This is a genomic window from Gilliamella sp. M0364, from assembly GCF_016100565.1.
GTDB classification, from domain to species: domain Bacteria; phylum Pseudomonadota; class Gammaproteobacteria; order Enterobacterales; family Orbaceae; genus Gilliamella; species Gilliamella apis.
The window spans coordinates 45,195-66,270 of record NZ_JACFSF010000010.1; the positions used below are offsets into that span (position 1 = coordinate 45,195).

Annotated in this window: 19 protein-coding genes and 1 other RNA gene; 9 read left to right on the top strand and 11 right to left on the bottom strand. The window is 36.4% G+C overall.

Translation table 11 applies throughout. The annotated features are described in order from the left end of the window. The first annotated feature begins 2 nt into the window (after window positions 1–2). The 9 genes from mdoH (at window position 3) to H3U96_RS10075 (ending at window position 8,996) form a co-directional block, all read left to right on the top strand. Window positions 3–2,363, top strand: a complete 2,361-nt coding sequence (mdoH, locus tag H3U96_RS10035) for a glucans biosynthesis glucosyltransferase MdoH (RefSeq protein ID WP_086360529.1) — start codon at window positions 3–5, stop codon at window positions 2,361–2,363. A 64-nt stretch (window positions 2,364–2,427) separates the two neighbouring features. After that, window positions 2,428–3,402: an elongation factor P--(R)-beta-lysine ligase gene (gene epmA / locus H3U96_RS10040; protein WP_065650967.1), complete on the top strand. Its 975-nt coding sequence runs from the start codon at window positions 2,428–2,430 to the stop codon at window positions 3,400–3,402. Window positions 3,403–3,404: 2 nt separating this feature from the next. After that, window positions 3,405–4,778 carry a DNA recombination protein RmuC gene (gene rmuC / locus H3U96_RS10045; RefSeq protein WP_198196476.1) on the top strand — a complete coding sequence of 458 codons (1,374 nt, stop codon included), beginning with the start codon at window positions 3,405–3,407 and terminating at the stop codon, window positions 4,776–4,778. A 118-nt stretch (window positions 4,779–4,896) separates the two neighbouring features. After that, window positions 4,897–5,142, top strand: coding sequence for an exodeoxyribonuclease VII small subunit (gene xseB, locus H3U96_RS10050; RefSeq protein ID WP_065578470.1), 246 nt, complete (start codon window positions 4,897–4,899; stop codon window positions 5,140–5,142). Next, window positions 5,132–6,004 (top strand): (2E,6E)-farnesyl diphosphate synthase, encoded by an 873-nt coding sequence (gene ispA / locus H3U96_RS10055; RefSeq protein WP_370531059.1) that lies wholly within the window; start codon window positions 5,132–5,134, stop codon window positions 6,002–6,004. The genes xseB and ispA overlap by 11 nt, the downstream gene beginning before the upstream one ends. A gap of 12 nt (window positions 6,005–6,016) precedes the next feature. Then, window positions 6,017–7,882, top strand: a complete 1,866-nt coding sequence (gene dxs, locus H3U96_RS10060) for a 1-deoxy-D-xylulose-5-phosphate synthase (protein ID WP_370545649.1) — start codon at window positions 6,017–6,019, stop codon at window positions 7,880–7,882. Between the two features lie 7 nt (window positions 7,883–7,889). Then, window positions 7,890–8,174: a cell division protein ZapA gene (gene zapA / locus H3U96_RS10065; protein WP_034903801.1), complete on the top strand. Its 285-nt coding sequence runs from the start codon at window positions 7,890–7,892 to the stop codon at window positions 8,172–8,174. 65 nt (window positions 8,175–8,239) lie between these two features. Then, window positions 8,240–8,422: non-coding RNA, 6S RNA (gene ssrS, locus H3U96_RS10070), on the top strand. A 28-nt stretch (window positions 8,423–8,450) separates the two neighbouring features. Beyond that, entirely contained in the window at window positions 8,451–8,996 is a 546-nt protein-coding gene (locus tag H3U96_RS10075) for a 5-formyltetrahydrofolate cyclo-ligase (RefSeq protein ID WP_198196478.1), read from the top strand. A gap of 31 nt (window positions 8,997–9,027) precedes the next feature. Here the strand turns inward: H3U96_RS10075 and H3U96_RS10080 are convergent, their stop codons facing one another. The 11 genes from H3U96_RS10080 to H3U96_RS10130 form a co-directional block, all read right to left on the bottom strand. Then, entirely contained in the window at window positions 9,028–9,636 is a 609-nt protein-coding gene (locus H3U96_RS10080; protein ID WP_198196480.1) for a zeta toxin family protein, read from the bottom strand. An 11-nt stretch (window positions 9,637–9,647) separates the two neighbouring features. Next, the gene (locus H3U96_RS10085) at window positions 9,648–10,505 is read right to left on the bottom strand and encodes a class II fructose-bisphosphate aldolase (RefSeq protein WP_198196483.1); all 858 of its coding nucleotides are present in this window, start codon (window positions 10,503–10,505) and stop codon (window positions 9,648–9,650) included. A gap of 11 nt (window positions 10,506–10,516) precedes the next feature. Continuing rightward, the gene (locus H3U96_RS10090; RefSeq protein WP_198196485.1) at window positions 10,517–10,918 is read right to left on the bottom strand and encodes a hypothetical protein; all 402 of its coding nucleotides are present in this window, start codon (window positions 10,916–10,918) and stop codon (window positions 10,517–10,519) included. A gap of 13 nt (window positions 10,919–10,931) precedes the next feature. After that, a complete protein-coding gene (locus tag H3U96_RS10095; protein WP_086320981.1) occupies window positions 10,932–12,221 on the bottom strand; it encodes a PTS sugar transporter subunit IIC in 1,290 nt (429 codons plus the stop codon). 20 nt (window positions 12,222–12,241) lie between these two features. Further along, window positions 12,242–12,544, bottom strand: coding sequence for a PTS sugar transporter subunit IIB (locus tag H3U96_RS10100; RefSeq protein ID WP_034882681.1), 303 nt, complete (start codon window positions 12,542–12,544; stop codon window positions 12,242–12,244). A 21-nt stretch (window positions 12,545–12,565) separates the two neighbouring features. Next, entirely contained in the window at window positions 12,566–14,662 is a 2,097-nt protein-coding gene (locus tag H3U96_RS10105) for a PTS sugar transporter subunit IIA (RefSeq protein WP_198192951.1), read from the bottom strand. 279 nt (window positions 14,663–14,941) lie between these two features. Continuing rightward, window positions 14,942–15,535 (bottom strand): hypothetical protein, encoded by a 594-nt coding sequence (locus tag H3U96_RS10110; protein WP_198196487.1) that lies wholly within the window; start codon window positions 15,533–15,535, stop codon window positions 14,942–14,944. Between the two features lie 13 nt (window positions 15,536–15,548). Continuing rightward, window positions 15,549–16,301, bottom strand: coding sequence for a 23S rRNA (guanosine(2251)-2'-O)-methyltransferase RlmB (rlmB, locus tag H3U96_RS10115; protein ID WP_065650974.1), 753 nt, complete (start codon window positions 16,299–16,301; stop codon window positions 15,549–15,551). Then, entirely contained in the window at window positions 16,302–18,719 is a 2,418-nt protein-coding gene (gene rnr, locus H3U96_RS10120) for a ribonuclease R (protein WP_198196494.1), read from the bottom strand. A gap of 251 nt (window positions 18,720–18,970) precedes the next feature. Next, complete coding sequence (locus H3U96_RS10125; protein WP_198196496.1) at window positions 18,971–19,474, bottom strand: hypothetical protein; 504 nt, start codon at window positions 19,472–19,474, stop codon at window positions 18,971–18,973. A gap of 33 nt (window positions 19,475–19,507) precedes the next feature. Next, window positions 19,508–20,788, bottom strand: a complete 1,281-nt coding sequence (locus tag H3U96_RS10130) for a hypothetical protein (RefSeq protein WP_198196498.1) — start codon at window positions 20,786–20,788, stop codon at window positions 19,508–19,510. Window positions 20,789–21,076 lie beyond the last annotated feature (288 nt).

A 21,076-nucleotide genomic window follows, 5' to 3' on the forward strand; every position in this document is an offset into this window, starting at 1 on the left:
ATATGAAAAAAGATTACTTCGAAAATCTACCTGACGCCGAAATTTGGCGTCAGAAATCGGAAAACAATAACTCACTTGTCAATGATGTCGAATTCTTAAAATATCGATTGAATCAAGTCGGCAATACTGAATATTTTAATGAAACAAGACAACAACAACCTAGTTATCCCAAAGTTGAACGTGTATCAGTACAACCACAAATTTGGGATGAACACTATACAGCTAAATCAAAACCACGTGTAAATATTATCGCACTTATTCGTCGCTTAATTATGTTTGCGCTTATTGCCGTGCAAACTTACTATGGTACGACTTATTTATCATCACTTTTGCCGTATCAAAGCTGGCAAAAGATTAGTTTTATGGCAAATTGGGAAATCAATCCGGAACTGGCTATCTATAGTATCATCCCTTATATCATACAAGGTTTTGTTATTGGTCTCTTCGCTATATTATTTTGTTGGATTTCAATCGGTTTTTGGACCAGTATCATGGGCCTTATTTTAGCGGTGATAAAAAAAGACCGTTATACCATTGCTATTCCTAACGATCCTGCATCCCATATTGACGCAAAACATCGTACGGCATTAGTCATGCCTATTTGTAATGAAGATGTTTCACGAGTATTCGCAGGACTTGAAGCTACCTATGAATCACTGGTTGAAATGGGACATCCTCAATGTTGTGATTTTTATATTCTTAGCGACACAAACGATCCTGATTTGTATGTTAATGAATTAAAGGCTTGGGCTGATTTTAATGCTAAAAAAGCAGATAATGGTTGTAATATTTTCTATCGTCATCGTAAACGTCGTGTGAAACGTAAAAGCGGTAATATTGATGACTTTTGTCGTCGCTGGGGACATCAATATGAGTACATGATGATTCTTGATGCTGATAGTATTATGACTGGCGATTGTATCTTAAAAATGGTTGCCATGATGGAAATGAATCCGACAGCAGGTATATTACAATCACCACCAAAATCGGTCAGAATGACAACCTTATACGGCCGTATTCAACAATTTGCCAATCAGATTTATAGCGATATTTTTTGCTCAGGTACTCACTTCTGGCAACTAAGTGAAGCCCAATATTGGGGTCACAATGCCATGATTCGCCTCAAACCCTTTATTGAACACTGTATTTTATCACCATTGCAAAAACGTAAAGGCTCGATTCATATCTTATCGCATGATCTGGTTGAAGCAAGTTTAATGCGACGAGCTGGTTATGGGGTATGGATTGCGTATGATATGAATGGTAGCTATGAAGAGTTACCAGGAAACATGATAGAAGATCTCAAACGAGATAATCGTTGGTGTATGGGTAATCTGATCAATCTTCGCTTAATATTCAAAAGTGGCATTACTTTAACCCACCGAGTTATGTTTTTAACCAGTGGTATGGCTTATATTTCATCATTATTGTGGTTGATATTTTTAATTTTCTCCACACTATTATTATTAGTGTTCAATATTTCTGAACCACAATATTTTTTCCAACCCAACCAATTTTACCCAACCTGGCCAAGGTGGGATGAACAATTAGCTATTCAACTACTTTCAACTACGATGGTATTGTTGTTTGCACCTAAATTATTTAGCTACGGAATTATTATAGCCAGAACAGGGGCAAAAGATGTAGGCGGGATATTTAAACTAACCTTATCAATTCTTATTGAAATGGTGTGGTCAATGATCCTTGCACCAATCCGTATGATCTTCCATAGCAAATTCGTTGTTAAAGCATGGCTTGGTAGCAAAATCCAATGGAAGTCACCATCACGAAGTGATGATGCCTTAACTTGGGGGGAATCATTCTATTTTTGTTGGCCTTTATCATTATTAGGGATTGTGTGGTTATGCGTGATTATTTGGTTAAATCCACAATTTACCTATTGGTATATTGCAATTTTAATCCCATTAACTATTTCACCACTGGTAATTCGCGTTTCTGGATTATCTAGTATTGGTATGAAAGCTAAACAAGCAGGGTTATTTTTAACTCCTGAAGAAACCCACCCTTCACGTGCAGTAAAACTTACTGGTGACTATTTAACGCAAACTGAAGCTGCTTTTATGGAACATGGCTTTGTTATGGCACTTGTCGATCCTATTTATAATGCGTTAGCCTGTGCATTATCGACTTCTCGTCATTTACCTAATACAAAAAATCAGCAATTGCGCCAACAACTGATTGAGCACTATCAGCAAGTGGATTTAGAAAAAATCAGTAAAGAACAACAATTAGCAATTTTAGAAGACCCAATTATTCTTTCTGCACTTCATTGTCATATCTGGCATCAGCAAGAAAAATACGACAATTTGTTCTCATTATGGCAAAATGAACGCCAGCAATAAGAGATAGGGCTTAATGCCCTATTTCTTCTTTTAGTAATTAATCAAAATCCATGGATATTTTTTTATGACTTGGCAACCTACTGCATCAATTAATAATTTACTTAAGCGCGCTAAAATTGTATCTCAAGTAAGACAGTTTTTCGCTGATCGCTGTATATTAGAAGTCGAGACGCCAACCTTAAGCCAATATGCAGTAACAGATGTGCATCTTAGCTCATTTCATACCTTATTTTTAAAACCTGGTGAAACCAATGAACAACAAGGGCAGAAAATGTCATTAATCACCAGCCCTGAATATCATATGAAGCGTTTATTAGCGGCTGGCAGTGGCCCTATTTATCAAATCTGTAAATGTTTTCGTAATCATGAAGAAGTGAGTCGCTATCATAACCCTGAATTTACCATGCTAGAGTGGTATCGAATCCAATTTGATATGATGCAAATGATTAATGAGGTAGACGATCTATTACAAAACGTTCTAGATTGCGAACCAGCCGAGCGTATCTCCTATCAAAAAGCATTTCAACGTCATCTAAATATTGACCCATTGGAAGCTGATCAAGCAAGCCTAATTGATGCGATTAAAAAGCTTAATATCGAGCTTAATACTGATGATTATGATCGAGACACTTTATTACAATGCTTATTTAGTTTTGGCGTCGAACCTCATATTGGTCAAGAAAAGCCCGTTGCAGTATATAATTTTCCAGCATCTCAAGCAGCATTAGCAGCGATCAGTCCGGAAGACCATCGAGTCGCCAGCCGTTTTGAGTTTTATTATAAAGGGATAGAACTAGCTAATGGATTTAAAGAGTTAACCAATCCACAAGAACAAAAGATGCGTTTTGAACAAAATAATATTGATCGGGCAAATCAAAACTTACCACCACAAAATATTGATATTGAGTTAATTGCGGCTATGGAAGCAGGTTTGCCTGATTGTGCCGGTGTTGCCGTAGGACTTGACCGCTTAATTATGTTAGCACTTGATGCCATGAATTTAGATGATGTCATTTCATTCACTTTTGCAAGGGCTTGATCATGTTTGGAAGTTTAGACTTAAGTGAATGGATAGCGATAATAATTGCTATTATCGCCATTGCTTTATTAATCGCTTTATTAAAAACTCAATTTAGAGCTAATAATCTACATGCCTTATTTGATTTACAACTGAATCAGAAAAAACAAGAAAATCAGGTTTTAAATAATCAAATAACACAGTTGGAACAAGAGTTAAATCAATACCAACAACAAAATATCGCCCAAAATATTAAAATTAGCGAATTGCAAACACGTTTAGAAGAGACGATGAATGCCGCTCACCAACGGCAAACCATTCTAGAACAAAGTGAGCAACGTTTAACAACTCAGTTCGAAAATTTGGCTAATCGAATTTTTGAGCAAAGTGGTAAAAAGATTGAGCAACAAAATAAACAAAGTTTAGATTTTCTACTTTCACCACTAAAACAACAACTAGAAGGCTTTCAAAAGCAGGTTCAAGACAGCTTTGGACAAGAAGCCAAAGAGCGTCATACTCTCACCCATGAAATCCGCAATTTGCAACAGCTTAATGAATTAATGACTAAAGAGGCCACTAATTTAACTAATGCACTAAAAGGCAATAATAAAACTCAAGGTAATTGGGGAGAGTTCATTCTTAGTCAAATTTTGGATAACTCAGGACTCCGCTTAGGACATGAGTATCACACTCAGGTTAATTTAACCAATGAAAATAATCAACGTTTGCAACCAGATGTAATTGTTCATTTACCTCAAGGTGGTGATGTTGTCATTGATTCAAAAGTTACTTTAGTTGCCTATGAACGTTATTTTAACAGCGATGATGATGATATTAGAACTAAGGCTATTGCCGATCATTTAGCTTCAGTACGTAATCATCTAAAACAGCTTAGCCAAAAAGATTATCACAAACTAATTGGTATCAACTCATTAGATTATGTATTAATGTTTATTCCAGTTGAACCAGCATTTTTGTCAGCAATTGATCAAGATCCGTCATTAATTAATGATGCTTTAAAAAATAATATTATGATTGTTAGTCCAACAACCTTATTGGTAGCGTTAAGAACTATTCATAATTTGTGGCGATTTGAATACCAAAATCGTAATGCCGAACTTATTGCTGATAGAGCAAGTAAACTATATGATAAAGTTCGCGGTTTTATTGAGGATATGGAAAACCTAGGTAACTGTTTAGATAAAGCACAACAGACCTATCAAAATTCAATGAACAAACTATCTAGAGGACGAGGTAATGTTATTGGTCAAATAGAACGATTCAGAGAATTAGGAATTGAAGTTAAAAAACCGATCAATCCTGATATAGCCCAACTATCAGTTGATGAACTTGAACGTGAACAAGAAGATTATCCATCTTGCCACGATACTCAATAAAACTAATCGCAACTCATTGGTTAATGATGTTTTAATTAATGTAATAATTTAACTTAAATATCTTAATTCACCATCAGAAAAAATACGTGTATACTCATTTAACACAAAGGGGGACGATATGGCAAAAAAACAAGATAAAGAAGCAAGTTTTGAAGAAACTATCCAACAACTTGAAGCAATTGTCACTCAACTTGAAAATGGTGATTTACCATTAGATGAAGCTTTAAATGAGTTCGAAAAAGGCATCAAATTAGCCCGTTCTGGTCAAAAACAACTTAATGAGGCTGAACAACGCATCCAAATTTTGTTATCTGAAAATAGTGATGCTCAATTATCTGAATTTTCAATTGATAATAATGAATAGCACAAAACCATTACAAGAACGTATTGATAATTATTTAACAACATATATTTCGCAATTTGCCCCTTCAAACTTGCAACAGGCGATGAGCTATAGTCTGCTTGCCGGAGGCAAACGAATCCGCCCTATTCTAGTTTATCTAACTGGGCAGATGTTTAATTGTCCTTTAGATAAACTTGATCCTATTGCAGCTGCTATCGAATCAATGCATACTTATTCTTTAATTCATGATGATCTACCTGCCATGGATAATGACAACCTCAGGCGAGGAAAACCTACTTGTCATATTCAATTCGGTCAAGCAGAAGCCATTCTTGCTGGCGATGCCTTACAATCACTAGCTTTCAGTTTATTATGCGAAAATCAACATATTGATAATCAAAGTAAAATTAATATGATTAGCGAACTCGCTAACGCCAGTGGACTTACAGGTATGTGCTTAGGTCAATCACTTGATTTGCAAGCAGAACATCAAAAGGTAACCCTTGAACATTTACAAAATATCCATAATTATAAAACCGGTGCTTTAATTCAAGCAGCAGTTAGGCTTGGAGCTTATGCTAGTGGTGAGGTAGCCAAACCCTATTATCAAATCTTAGATGACTATGCTCAAGCTATTGGATTAGCATTTCAAATTCAAGATGACATTTTAGATGTTATTGGTGAACAAGAACTAATGGGCAAACCACAGGGCTCAGATATTGCACTTGAAAAAAGTACTTATCCGGCATTAGTTGGCTTACAAAATGCAATTGAAATGACAAACACATTATATCGGCAAGCTATCGATAGTCTGCGGCAAATACCTTATAATAGCCAACCATTACAAGATCTTGCTGGTTTTATTATTAATCGAAATAGTTAACCTAATAACTAGATGATAAAAATGAATTTAGATAAATTTCCTTTATTAAAGCAAATCAATTTTCCCACGGATCTTAAACGTTATCCGCTATCACAATTGCCAGAGATTTGTCAGGAATTACGACAATTTTTATTAGATAGTGTTAGTCAATCTAGTGGCCATTTAGCTTCAGGTTTAGGTGTAGTCGAATTAACCGTCGCTTTACATTACGTCTATAACACACCATTTGATAAAATTATATGGGATGTAGGGCATCAAGCTTATCCGCATAAAATCCTTACTGGTCGACGTGATCAGATGCTAACCATTCGCCAAAAAGGTGGATTGCACCCTTTTCCTCATCGTCATGAAAGTGCATACGATGTGTTAACTACTGGCCATTCATCAACATCTATTAGTGCCGCACTAGGTATTGCTATTGCTGAACAACAAAAACAATCAGGACAAAAAGTAGCAGCAATTATTGGTGATGGTGCATTAACCGCTGGTATGGCATTTGAAGCAATGAATCACGCAGGTCATATAAAACCTGATATGTTAGTCATTGTTAATGATAACGATATGTCAATTTCTGAAAACACCGGCGCACTTAATCAGCATTTAGCGCAAATTTTATCAAGTAAAGCTTATACCTCTTTTCGTGAAAGTGGTAAAAAAGTCCTTTCGAATATTCCGCCATTAAAAGAATTATTCAAAAAAACCGAAGAACATTTAAAAGGATTAGTTACTCCAGCCATTTTATTTGAAGAATTAGGCTTCAATTACATTGGTCCAGTAGATGGTCATGATGTCGAAACACTCGTAGCTACCTTGCAAAATGTGAGGCAGTTAAAAGGACCACAACTACTGCACATTATTACTCAAAAAGGTAAAGGCTATGGCCCTGCCGAACAAAACCCGACTTTATGGCATGGTGTTCCCAAATTTAATCCCAATGAAGGGACTTTACCGATTTCAAAGAAAGTTGCACCAACCTATTCCAAAATATTCGGTGATTGGCTGTGTGAGATAGCCGAACATGATAAACGTTTAATGGCAATTACTCCTGCCATGAGCGAAGGCTCTGGTATGACTGAATTTGCAAAACGCTATCCCAAACAATTTTTCGATGTAGCCATTGCTGAGCAGCATGCGGTAACATTAGCCGCAGGCTTTGCTATTAGTGAATTAAAACCGGTAGTAGCTATCTATTCTACTTTTTTGCAACGTGCATATGATCAAGTGATCCATGATATTGCTCTCCAAAATTTACCTGTCCTGTTTGCTATAGATAGAGCAGGCATTGTTGGAGCTGATGGTGAAACCCATCAAGGTGCTTTCGATTTAAGTTTTCTACGCTGTATTCCTAATCTTGTTATTATGACTCCGAGTGATGAAAACGAATGTCGACAAATGCTTTATACAGGTTATTTACATAATGGCCCATCAGCGGTACGTTATCCTCGTGGTGAAGGATGTGGTGCTAGTTTACAACCACTCTCTCCAATACCATTGGGACAATCGAAATACTGTCGAGAAGGTGAAAATATTGCTTTACTCAATTTTGGCACATTATTACCTGAAGCTTTACAAGCAGCTGATCAAATAAATGCTACAGTGATAGATATGCGTTTTGTAAAACCACTAGATGAAAAAGTCCTTTTGCACATTAGTCAAAGCCATAATATACTTGTCACCATTGAGGAGAACAGTATCAAAGGTGGGGCTGGAAGCGCCGTCAATGAATTTTTGTTATCGAAAAAAATAAAATGTGATATTTTAAACATCGGATTGCCTGATGTGTTTATTCCACAAGGATCGCAACAAGAAATGCGTGATGAAGTTGGATTAAACGCCAAACATATAATCGACAAAATTAATACATTTATAAAACTATAGGTTAAATATGGAAACTCAAGCTGTCACGGTTCAGATTTTTGGGCGAACGTTAAAGTTTAATTGCCCTGTCGAAGAAGTTGACGCACTCACAAATGCGGCTAAAGATTTAGATGCACGCTTAACAAACTTACGAGAAAAATCACCACAAGTTGGTAGTGATCAACTAATCATGACTGCTGCGCTAAATATATCTTATGAACTAACGAAAGAGAAAGAAAAAAGCGACGAGTTCGCTAATAGATTAAAAATGCTACAGCAGTTACTTGATTCCGCTTTAAATACCAACAATTAGTTAGCTTTAACGTAAATATTCAACAAAGACTATTGTATGATTTTCTAAATTTTGTATTATATTAATTATCTCTGAGATGTTCGGGATAAGGGTTAGTCCCCTGAGCCAATATTCTTTAATTTAGAGTGGTGTGATTTTTAATTGGTGAGTATGCCTAATTTAATTAGGAAACCTAAAAATTAAAACATGCTATTCACCTTGAACCTTGGGTTCAAGGGTTACGACCCTAACGACATCTTGGAGTGATTCTTTCTTCTCTTTTTCAATAGATAACTAATGAATATTCGGCAAGCGATACGTCAAAAAAGACGTGAATTATCTCCACAACAACGCAATAATGCGCAGCGAATTATTTATCAAAAAATTGAAACTCATCCAGCTTTAAATCAAGCTAAAAACATCGCTATTTTTTTGTCATTTGATGGGGAAGTCGATACAAAACCGATTATTGAATATTTATGGCAACAAAACAAATCCGTCTACTTACCAATTACCCATCCAATTTGTAAAAATCACCTACTCTTTTTAAATTACACCGCAAATACACCACTCATAAAAAATCATTTTGGCATCTTTGAACCAGAACTTAATGTCAATAATGTCATACCATTTGCGCAACTCGATATCGTCTTTACACCATTGGTTGCTTTTGATGAGCGAGGTTATCGTATGGGAATGGGAGGTGGTTATTACGACCGAATGCTGGCTAATTATCAACAACAACAAATATTACCCATTGGGCTCGCATTTGCCTGCCAAAAATTGGCCAAGATTGATAATCAACCTTGGGATATCAAATTGCCAGAAATAATTTATGCTTAAAGGCTAAAGGTAATTCGTCCTCTATATTTCATTAGGTGATAATCTTTTTCAATTTATTCAATAAATCAGCATAATTTACTTTACTAAAATCATCTACATTCATTTCAAACAATGTCCCTAATGCAAATTTATCATATTGTCTATCATGGCAAATTTGATAAAACTTTTCTTTGGTTATCAAATCATCGGCAAGATTACGATCAGCTAATTCGTCGCCATAATGATAGTGGGTCATAATATGCGATAAATGACGTTCTAAAGAGCGATCACGCTTATATCGGCGTTGCCAAAGAATATCAAAATTAGCCACCAAGCGAATGGTTATTACCTGATAATGGTAGCGATTAGCAAAATCGTTTAACTGATTTTTTTGCTTATCGCTAAATGGATATTCCGAAATAATGATCTTCTTGCCAGCATCCATATACCACTGCAACACCCCGTAATAAAAATGCCAAACTTTTTGTTCTAAGACATTTTTCTCAGCAAGTGAATTAAACCCAACGGAGTCGGCATACAACTCCTTTGCTTCATCGGGCGTCAACAGCAAACTGTTGGTGAATTGTTGCTGCAATAGATGGATCAAATATGTTTTTCCGGTACAAGGACAACCAGCAAGTAAGATCAGATATTTGGACATATAAGATTACCTTAGTTAATACGATGATTAACATTGAGAAACAAACTCATTTTATGTTTGACAATATCTTTAACTGCTTGATTAGCAGGAATCACATTATGCCTTAGCGACTTATTAACTTCAGTTTGAGCAAACTGATCTTTAGCAACTTGTGTCCAATTAACTAATAACTCTGTACCGACATTGAATTTACGAATGCCGTTGTTAATCAGCTCAGGGTAATCTTCCTCCTTCACACCGGTACCACCATGAATAACCAATGGAATATCAACCATTGCATGAATCTCTTTAAGTAACGGAATGTTGACTTCAGTTTTCGATTTAAACTGACCGTGATTAGTCCCGATTGCTACCGCTAAAGCATCAATTCCTGTGGCCTGTACAAAGACCAAAGCATCACTAGGTCTAGTGTAAACTTTATCGTTAACTTCAACGTGAATGCCCTCCTCGGTGCCACCTATAGTACCAAGCTCGCCTTCTACCGACACACCTCGAGCATGGGCATATTCAACCACAGCTCGAGTTTTTAGTATATTCTCTTTAAACGGTAAGGATGAGCCGTCAAACATAACCGAGGTAAATCCACTATCAATCGCCTGTTTGATATCATCAAAATTTTTAGCATGATCAAGGTGCAAAACCGCATCGACAATTTCTTCATCAGCGATGGCTTTTATGGTATTGACCAAGACTTTAAAACCAATATAACGAGCGGTATCAACACTTGTTTGGATAATAATCGGTGCGCCAACCTCTTTCGCCGCTCGAAGCATATCGGGTAGCATTTCTAAATTATGCGTGTTAAATGCGCCAACAGTAAAATTAAGTTTAGTCGCTAATTCGGTTACCGCTTTAAGTGTAGTGTACATAACTTTTTCCTTTAATTTCGTTGAATTGTAGCTAATTTGGCAATATTGCGCATTTCATCCATTTTATTCATCCAAAAGTCGATATCGGTAATTGATCCTGATTTTGCTGCCTCTGCACGTTTATGGTTATACAAACTCATTAGGATTTTATATCCTTCACCAATTGATCTCTTTTGTTGCATGCTGGTTTCTAAATACTCCATAGCCAAATCAACACGCCTTAACTGGTTATACAGTATTCCTATTTGTTCATTACAACTGGCCAATAATTGAACATTATCGGTATGGGTAAGTTGTTGTTTGAGTTCATTAATCTGATGTTCAATTTGAGCAATCTCATCAGCTGTAAGCTCTCTTAGAGTTGATGCTTCTATTTGAACAGATGGTTTATTCTTTTTAAAAAAGTTAAACATGGTCACCTCTTAATTAAAAATTCTTCAATAATGGGCTCAAAATCCAAGCATAAAGCAAGGCCACCGTAACGGTATCCACATCAGTCGCCGTGGCATTAACAAATCCCATTTGATTAAAGATAGTGACTAACAGCGCGGGTAATAAAGTGATAAATATCCCATGGGCTATTCCACCAATTAAAGCGCCACGACGTCCACCTACGGCATTACCAAAGATCCCCGCGGTACCACCAGCAAAAAAGTTAGTTAGCATGCCAGGAAGAATCATCGCAAGGCCAAAGAAAGGTAAAGTTAACATCGCAATTACCGTACCAATAGTGGTAGTAATAAAACCAAGAATAACGGCATTAGGGCTATAGGGGAAAAACACTGGACAATCAAGCGCAGGTATTGCATTAGGAACAATCTTCATGGCGATCCCTCTAAAAGCTGGCACGATTTCACCCAGTAATAACCTAACTCCGGCTAACAACACATAAATACCAACTACAAATATGATTGCTTGAGTAAATGCATAAATGATATAGTTTTGACCGCCAGATAGTGTCGAAGCATATTCTTCACCCGCAAAAAGCACGGTGATAATATATAAAGGCAGCATTACCACCATAACTGATAAATAGGTATCTTGTAAAAACTCAAACGATTTTGGTAATTTTATATCTTCAATTGAGCGTTTATTTTCCCCTTTCTCACCAACAACATAAGCAACACCCGCTTCGAACAGATAACCAATAGTACAAAAATGCCCAAGTGCGATATCATTCGAACCAGTAACTTTACGAATAATAGGTTGAGCAATCGCTGGCATAAAGACGGCAAAAAGTGCACCAATAACACCACCGACTAAAATCAAGCTCACACCTGAAAGACCAGCGAAACTACCGAACACGGTTGTCATGGTTGCCATCCAAAGAATAGCCTGGCCAGTTAAAAAGATATATTTAAAACGAGTAAAACGGGCAATTAAAATATTAAAAATAAATATCATTAAAAAGGTTAAGGCAATATCTCTACCCAAACCTAATTGATTCATGGCTTGACCATTGATTGCCTCAATGGAAGGAATAATGCCTTGCATATCAAAGCCAGCTGTAAAAATTTGACCAAAATAACTCAAACTACCAACAATAATACTTGATCCGGCATTGAGCACTTGAAAACCAAGTAGGGTTTTTAGTGTTCCTGATATGGTTTGCCCTACCGATTTTTTTTGCAGAATAAGACCAAGCATAGCAATTAAACTAATTGTGATAGATGCTTGAGTTAGAATATTATCAATAATGAAGTTAATTACGTTCATAATGCTCTCCTTTTTGCTTATTAAAGCAATCCTTTCTCTTGTAAGACCGGACTTAATTTTTCATCAATTTCCGACTTCGAAACGATATTTTTTAGGTATACAATCGAGGTGTGGTCACTAATATTAAATTTAGCAAATTGCGAACGAAAATTTTCTGCGGTAATAATAATGTCGACATTCATCGACGCGGCAGAAGAAATATCCGTATGATCTAACTTGGCATCAATACCTTTAGCTTTTAGTACATCTTCAGTTGCCATTTGGGCAGCAAAACTACTACCAAGACCGGCACCACAAACAAATAAAATAGATAACTGACTCATCGGGGATCCTCCTATAGCTTATTAAGTTAAAGCTGGGGTTGGTTCATTAAATAAAATCGCTTTAAATTGCGAGACACAATGACACATTAATAAGCGATCAAGCTTACTTTCATCATTAATCAGTTCAATCAAACTGCGCATAATATTGAGGTGAGAAAAGGAATCGATAGCCGCCAGACAAAATATAATCTTAACTGGCCCCATATCCTGATTACCAAAATCGACAGGATCACGCATGGTCATCACACTAAGTCCTAATTGATTAACACCATCTTCAGGCCGAGCATGCGCTAATGCCAAATTTTTGCCGATAACGATATACGGACCATATTGTTCAAGCGAGCTAATCATGGCATCGACATAATTTTTTGAAATATAGTTTTTCTGCAAAAGCGGTTGAGCAACAAAAGTGATAGCTTGCTGCCAATTAGAGCAAGTTTGTTGCAATATAATGTCATCATCGGTAAGAATATCTTTCAACATAGGTTGGATTTTCCTTTTATTGATTTTAAGATTATTAATAGCTAAACACTTCTCCAATTGGTTATAAATCGGTGCAGACACCACTCCGCCACTCTCTTCAATTAAATTCACTAAAGCATAAAAAAGATCAGTGGCATCAGTGCAGTGATTAACCATACGTTGGTGATCACGGTTTTTAGCTAAAAAATCTGTAATGATAGGGTGATTTTTTTCTTTTAATATGGGTTCTAACACCAAAACAGGATGTTCATAATGTGATAATGGAAAAGTCGAAAAAATCAAATCGAAATCAAGTTGCTGCAATAAATGCTGATCATTACGAGCCAAAATAGCCAAAATCTCGATATTGAAAAATTCTTTAAGTGATTGAGCTAAAAGATTAGAGGTCGCAATACCGTGATCACAAATGACCACCGCTTTAAAATAGTAACTTCGCTCTTGGTTGATCTCACTGGCGAAAGCAGAAAAATGAATGGTTAAAAAAGCAACTTCATCTTCAGATACTTTATTGCTTAAAGTGGTCTCAAGATTTTGGATAAATTGTGCAATAGCCGAATAGATAACACCATAATTCTGTTTAATATTATCTAATAACGGATTAATAATATGGATATTATTGCTCACCCGTGCGATTAACCCGGCTAAATGCTTACATAAATTTTCGTATAACTGCTCTTGTTTAATAGAAAACGGAATTTGTGTCTTTTCCTCAACATAATTGACCAATTTAATCGCCAATAATTGCGCATTTAACCAATCAATAGAATTATTGATATCCTTAGTATTAAAGGTCTCTAACATATAAATGATATATTGCTGTTCTTGACGACTAACTTGTAAAGCTGCGTGCTGACAAACCAACCGAATAAATTGATTAATACTGCCGGAATCATTATGAATAAAATCAGATCGAATCTTAGTGAGATGGTGATGTTGTTGATTACGAATAACCCAAATTGCAGTAAAAATAACAATTTGCTGTTTATAAATTTCATCATGAACTTGGCTCATTGTTTGTTCAGCAAGCTCAAATAATTTATTAATCAACATTTGCGGAATGTAACTAAATAACAACTGTTGAATTAAATTTAACTCTTTTAACGGCTGCTCATAATTGAGATTACTGGCATATTGATTTATCACCTCATACATCATCAAACGAATTGAACGTTCTAATCCAACTAATTGCATTCCTAATTTAGGTTGACTCACCAACTCAATATCATATTTTTTTAAACGCAATTTAAGTTTACGAATATCTTCGTCTAACACACTTTTAGAAACATAATAACTATTCTCTTTTTGGCTTAAAATGATAGGTGTAACTGAAAAAGCAATAGCTAACAATAGATCAAATTGACGTTCTTCTTTGCTTAAAATGGGGGAAACGGGTAATTGTTGTAAGGCAATCTTAACTAATTGCTTTTGTTCATTAGTACCCTTGATAATAAAACCTTTATTACGGATTGAGGAGATAAGTGGCAACGCTCTTTTATGTAAAAAATCATTTATTTCTCGTATCTCATTTCGCATTGTACGAGTACTTATCTGAAACTCTTCCGACAATGTATCAATAGTTAATGGATAATCAATAGATATGAATTTTCTAAATACTGCAATTGTTCTTGTTCGCATAAAATCATTCACCTATTTACTTCATAAATTTAGTATAAGTGAGTGATAGTGACATACCTAGTTGGTATTTTTGCAAATAATCATTGCAAAAATTAATTATGGATTAGGTAGTTAAAGTTGAGATGGCGGTGTTTTTTTAAATAATAAGGTGATTTAAAGGCAGGAGAATATATTAATAACGGCATACTAACTATGCCATACGGAAGGCAAATCTATGGCAAATGAATCAAAAAATTATGCATTTGCCACTAAATAAAATTGAATAAATGATAGGCTAAATCATTTTTTCTTTTTCAAAATCACCGCCATCAAAGGATGGTGACAATGATAAATCGTCGCCGGCTTTAACATAATCAACTCTGCCAAAGGTATCGTCCAATCAGGAATGACGGTGTTTTCTAAGTGATCAGGATCGATCGTATTATCAATATCAAATAGCTGGGTATTAGCGAATAACGCCTCTTTTTTGGCAATATCGACATCATCACTGTCGCTAAGCATGTTGCAGTTTTCTAATATCTCTTGAGCAAATTGTTCTGGCCAATCTTCGGCAAAATGCTTTAATTTAGCTAAGCTTGAAATATGTCTTAACATGTCTCGGAACAACAACAAATAGACCATTTGAACGTTGCGACCTGACAAGTTAGCCAACTGTTCATCGGATAACGTAGTATTGATAACACTTGGGCCCCATTTAAAAAATAGCATAGCTATGTAGAATTTAACGATCCGTTTAATTGGCGCGTATTTTGCTTTAACTAACTTATCAATTTCACGAGATAATTGCATAGTCGGATAACCGACATGATTACGTCCATTCAAATCTCGCTCTGAAAGCGTTGGCTCACTCTGTTTTTTCAATAATCCTAACATGTTATAACTCTTACTATCTATTTTTTTGTCTAACTATTTCAAATAAACAAACGCCAGTGGCAACCGACACATTAAGCGAAGAAACAATCCCCGCCATTGGTATACTCACCAACTCATCGCAATGCTCTTTGGTTAATCGACGCATACCCTCACCTTCTGCGCCCATTACTAATGCCAGTGGCAAGGCGTTTGAATTTTTATAAAAATCGGTTTGATAAAGTGTACTTGTCGCTTCGCCAGCGGTGCCCACAATCCAAACTTGGTATTCATCTTGTAACATCCGCATAGTTCGAGCAAGATTTGTCACTCTAACAACGGGTACACTCTCAGCCGCACCACATGCGACTTTCTGGGCAGTTGAATTAAGTGGTGCTGAGCGATCTTTAGGCACAATAATAAAACTCACGCCTGCAGCGTCAGCTGTGCGAATACACGCACCTAAATTATGTGGGTCTGTCACACCATCTAAAATTAAAATAACCGGATTGGGATGTTGTTCCATCAATAATGGGATATCATTTTCCTGATAACCACGGTTTGGTTTAACCATTGCCAAAATACCTTGATGCACGCCATTTCTGGTTTTTTCATCTAAGTACTGTCTATTGGTCACTTTCACCGCTAAACCCAACTGTTCTAACTCATGAACAAGGGCATTTAGGCGCTTATCTTCTCGGCCTTTAGCGATAAAAACTTCAATAATTCTTTCAGGCGCACGCGTTAACAAAGCTTCAATCGCATGGATACCGTAAACTGTCTCACTCATCTATTTTTTACTCTTTTTTCTCTTATTGCTGGCGGTCGACGCTGATTTAGATGTTTTTTTAGCCGTAGCTTTAGCTGCCCTAGGTTTAGTGCGTTTTTTTGTTTTTGCCTCTACCGCCTCGCTCGCTTTTTTCTTTTGGCTTTCAGCTCGACTCTTACTTTTGCGTTTTACTGGTAAATCAGCTTCAATATCGACTTTTTTCGCTTTATCTTTTGCTGTTTTACCTTGACGTTGTGGCTTATTATCACTGTCTACCAATGAAAAATCAATTTTACGTTCTTCAGGATTAACATTTTCGACCTTTACTTGAACTTTATCACCTAAACGATATGTAAAGCGAGTATTTTCACCAATTAAACGATTACGCGATGCGTCATAAATATAATAATCATTTTCTAGCGACGAAACATGTACCAGACCATCAATAAACAGATCATCTAATCGAACAAAAAAGCCGAAGTTAACCACACTCGAAATAGTTCCATTAAACACCTCGCCAACATGATCTTGCATATAATCACATTTTAACCAGTCAACCACATCACGAACAGCTTCATCCGCACGGCGCTCAGTCATCGAACAGTGCTCACCAAAATAAAGCATTTCGCTAGTGGTATAACGATGCCCACCAGTTTTACTGGTTTTATGTTGTTCATTCGCCAGTACCCATTTAATAGCACGATGTAATAATAAATCAGGATAACGACGAATTGGCGACGTGAAATGGGCATATTCGTCAAGCGCTAGGCCAAAATGACCACGATTTTCGGGATCATAAATTGCTTGCTTCATTGAGCGTAAAATTACAGTCTGTAACATCTCATGATCGGGTCTTGCTTCAACATCAACCATTAATTTGGCAATATCTTTAGGTGTTGGATTTGCACCACCGCCAAGTGATAAACCAAGTTCACTTAAAATACTGCGTAAATTATTCATGCGATCTTCATCCGGTCTATCATGCACGCGGAATAAAGACGGAATTTCAGCATTAATGACCAATTTTGCCGCAGCAACATTGGCTAAAATCATACACTCCTCAATAATTTTATGTGCTTCATTACGCTGGACTAATTCAATACTCTCAATACGTTTATCTGCATTAAAAATGAATTTTGGCTCTTCTGACTCAAAACCAATCGCGCCACGAGCAACTCGGGCATTATCTAACACTTTGTAAAGCCCATAAAGATTTTCAAGATGAGGTACTAACTCTCGATAATGCTCACGTAACTCTTTATCAGCTTCTAAAATTTTGGCAACCTTAGTATAAGTTAAGCGTGCATGAGAGTTCATTACTGCTTCATAAAATTGATAACCGGTTAAACGTCCTTTATTTGACACTGTCATTTCACAGACTAAACATAAACGATCAACTTGTGGATTGAGAGAACAAAGGCCATTAGATAACACTTCTGGTAACATTGGCACCACTCGTGATGGAAAATAGACTGACGTACCTCGTAAGCAAGCCTCTTTATCTAAAGCTTTACCGTTGCGAACATAATAACTCACATCAGCAATTGCTACCCATAATCGATAGCCACCGCCACGATTTTTTTGACAATAAACCGCATCATCAAAATCACGGGCATCTTCACCATCAATGGTTACTAACGGCAACTCGCGTAGATCTTTACGGCCTTTTTTAGCGCTTTCTGGCACTTGCTCACTAAATTTGCTAGCCTCTTTTTCAACCACTTTAGGAAATTCATAAGGGATTTCATGATTACGTAATGAAATATCGATAGCTAAATTGGTTCCCATAATCTCGCCAAGAACTTCTTTAATAATACCTACTGCTTTTTGACGACGCTCAGGTCGTTGCTGTAATTCAACCACAACCACCGAGCCCATTCTGACAGTACGATTTGGTTTACCTGCGATCAAAATATCAAAATTCAAACGACTGTCATCCGGCACCACAAAGCCAACGCCTTGCTCAATAAAATAACGACCAACAATTTGATTAGTGCGGGGTTCTAAAATCCGCACCACGCGCGCTTCAGTCTTACCTCGGTATTGACTGTTGATTGGCTGAGCCAATATAACATCACCTTGTAAAACCTTTTTCATCTGCTCATGTGACAAGAAATAGTCTTCCGGCTTACCTTCAACTCGCAGAAAACCATAGCCATCACGATGTGCAATCACACTACCCTTAACCATATCGAATTTTTCTGGCAAGGCATAGCATTTACGCCGGGTATATACTACCTGACCATCACGTTCCATCGCCCGCAATCTTCGATGTAATGCTTCTTTTTGTTCATCATTCTTAATTGATACTGCTTGGGCTATTTTATCTAAATTAGCAGGTTTTGCTTCTTTGGTGAGATAGTCCAAAATCAGCTCACGGCTGGCGATCGGCGAATCATATTTTTGCGCCTCACGATCATAAAATGGATCTTTTATCATATGGAACGTCCTTTGATCGAATATTAGGTTAAGCATAGCATAGAGTTGCATAACTTAAAATCAAGATTACTTTTTTGCAGTGCAAAAGTCTTTATTCACAACATGTTTATAATTATTAACTCTTAAGATTTATGATTAATAAATAGGAGATGCTGATAAGGTACTTTATCAAGATAAAGTATAAATATAATTTATACCTGTTATTTAGTTTTATTTGCTTATTTTTTGAGCGAAAAAATTGCCCCAGTACGCTACGCGTAACTGGAAACAATTTTTCTTTGTAGCGTATCTATAAACTGTTGTTCAGTTGATTGTCCATATTTATCTTTTTGCCAATTAAGCAAAAATTGACGCTCTTCTTCGGTCAACCATAATGGAATTAATTCCTTACTCAAAAAATCTTTAGAATGCTTATTTTTGCAATTTATTGATAATAATTCTGAAGTATTCTTTTTATACCAACGGTTATAAGAATTCCTATCGACATGCCAAAGATTTTTATAGCTATAACCAAATTGGCAATTAGCTAAACCATTCGGCAACAAACTTTCCAATTTTTTGGTTGGTAACCCAGCACGTAATATTTTTTGATTAGATAAACTTTTATATTTATAAAGGCACAAATTAAGATCCAAATTTAACCGAGTCACGGCGAGATAAAGGGATACGCCATAAAGCTGAGCAAAGATACCTTCTCGGAAAAAGTAGATATAATCAGTTTGTTGGCTTAATTTTAATTTTTGTTCTATATTCATAAATTTAGATTTTTCATATTAAATAAATATATTTTAATCACCACGACAAACACCGGTTGTGCTTGGATATCTTGGCTCCTGAATATCAATTTGACCTGTCTTACCCCTTACTCGGTAAACTAACTGATTTCGCAATAGCTCAGCAGTCCATAAATCACCATCAGGACGCCAAACTCCACCATAGTTTTTCGTAATACCCCATTCACTCATAAATGTACCCACTGCCCTTATAAAATGAGAACCATTATTAGTCAGTTCAGAAGTTGTATATAAATATTTTAACCGAAAATCGCTATTCAATGCTTGCGCTTGAGTAACTTTATTTATCCCGCTACAAAAACTTAATACATTAAATCCTCTAGACATACTTACATACTTTGAATCACTAAACACAATTGCCTTACCTGTTCCTTTCCTAGGCCATTTTTTAGGCACAGGAATAGTAAAATTATCGAACCATTCCCAATAACGACCGTTATAATATTCCATTGTTATTGTTGGCGTTCCATTTTGAATAAATTGGCTTTTTTGCTCAGCGATGTAATTTATCGTACAATTTGAACCAAAACCACCAATTGTCGATAAGTTTATTTTGCCACCACCATTAGACGTATAGCAACGATAACGACTTTGATCCGATCCGCTACCGACTAAGGTAAAAGCTGCATTCTGAAAACCAGTTGTTGGAAAACCACTACTTCGAGAAAAACCATAGGTATTATTAAAGACATTTGGATCATGATCACCAAAGTGAGTCATTTCATTCGGTCGTAAATAACATATTTGCCCATTTGGAATTATCCTATACTCTACCGAACTACTGCCATAGTAACGATTTCTAGGTAAACCATATTGAGTATTGGCCTGAATATTCGAGACTTCTACGCGTAATTTATAAGGTCCGCCACAATTCCAAAGCTCCCAACTTAACTTATCATTAGGTATTTGAATACCATTCTCAAACCAAGTTGCTTTAATTGTTCCAGTGACATAACCGCCAACTTCATCACCATCAATATCATCAACCTTAAGTGCTGATGGATTATGTGCAACTCCATCCGTAGGGGTAGCAAAAGCCCAAACATCATTGAAATGCATTCCTTTAGGTGCTCGCAAGGTAAGATCAGTATCCCAGGCACTGATCCATTCAGTACCGCCTTGTCCATTACGATTTGGAAAATTAATCCCCATAATTTGACGTAAATCGGTTAATGGTGTTACGCCATCAGCTAATAAAATATACGGCGAATTACCGGTTATCATTTTTTCTGTTTGAGCCGAATATAAAGATAAAGCCCATACATTATTTACCAATAGCAGACTACTTAGAATAAAAATTACTTGTGCAAATAGTGTTTGATACCTAGTTAAATTTGTCGCTTTTTGTCTATTTTTATGTTGCTGAATATTTAACGCGATTTTTTCTATATAAGTTTTTAGATTATAGAAAGATGAGTTTATGGTAGATTTTATTTGCGAAGTTTGTTTAGCCCAAAAGATGGCTAGAATACTATTTAGGCTGGCTGGCTGGCTGGCTGGCTGGCTGGCTGGCTGGCTGGCTGGCTGGCTGGCTGGCTGGCTGGCTGGCTGGCTGGCTGGCTG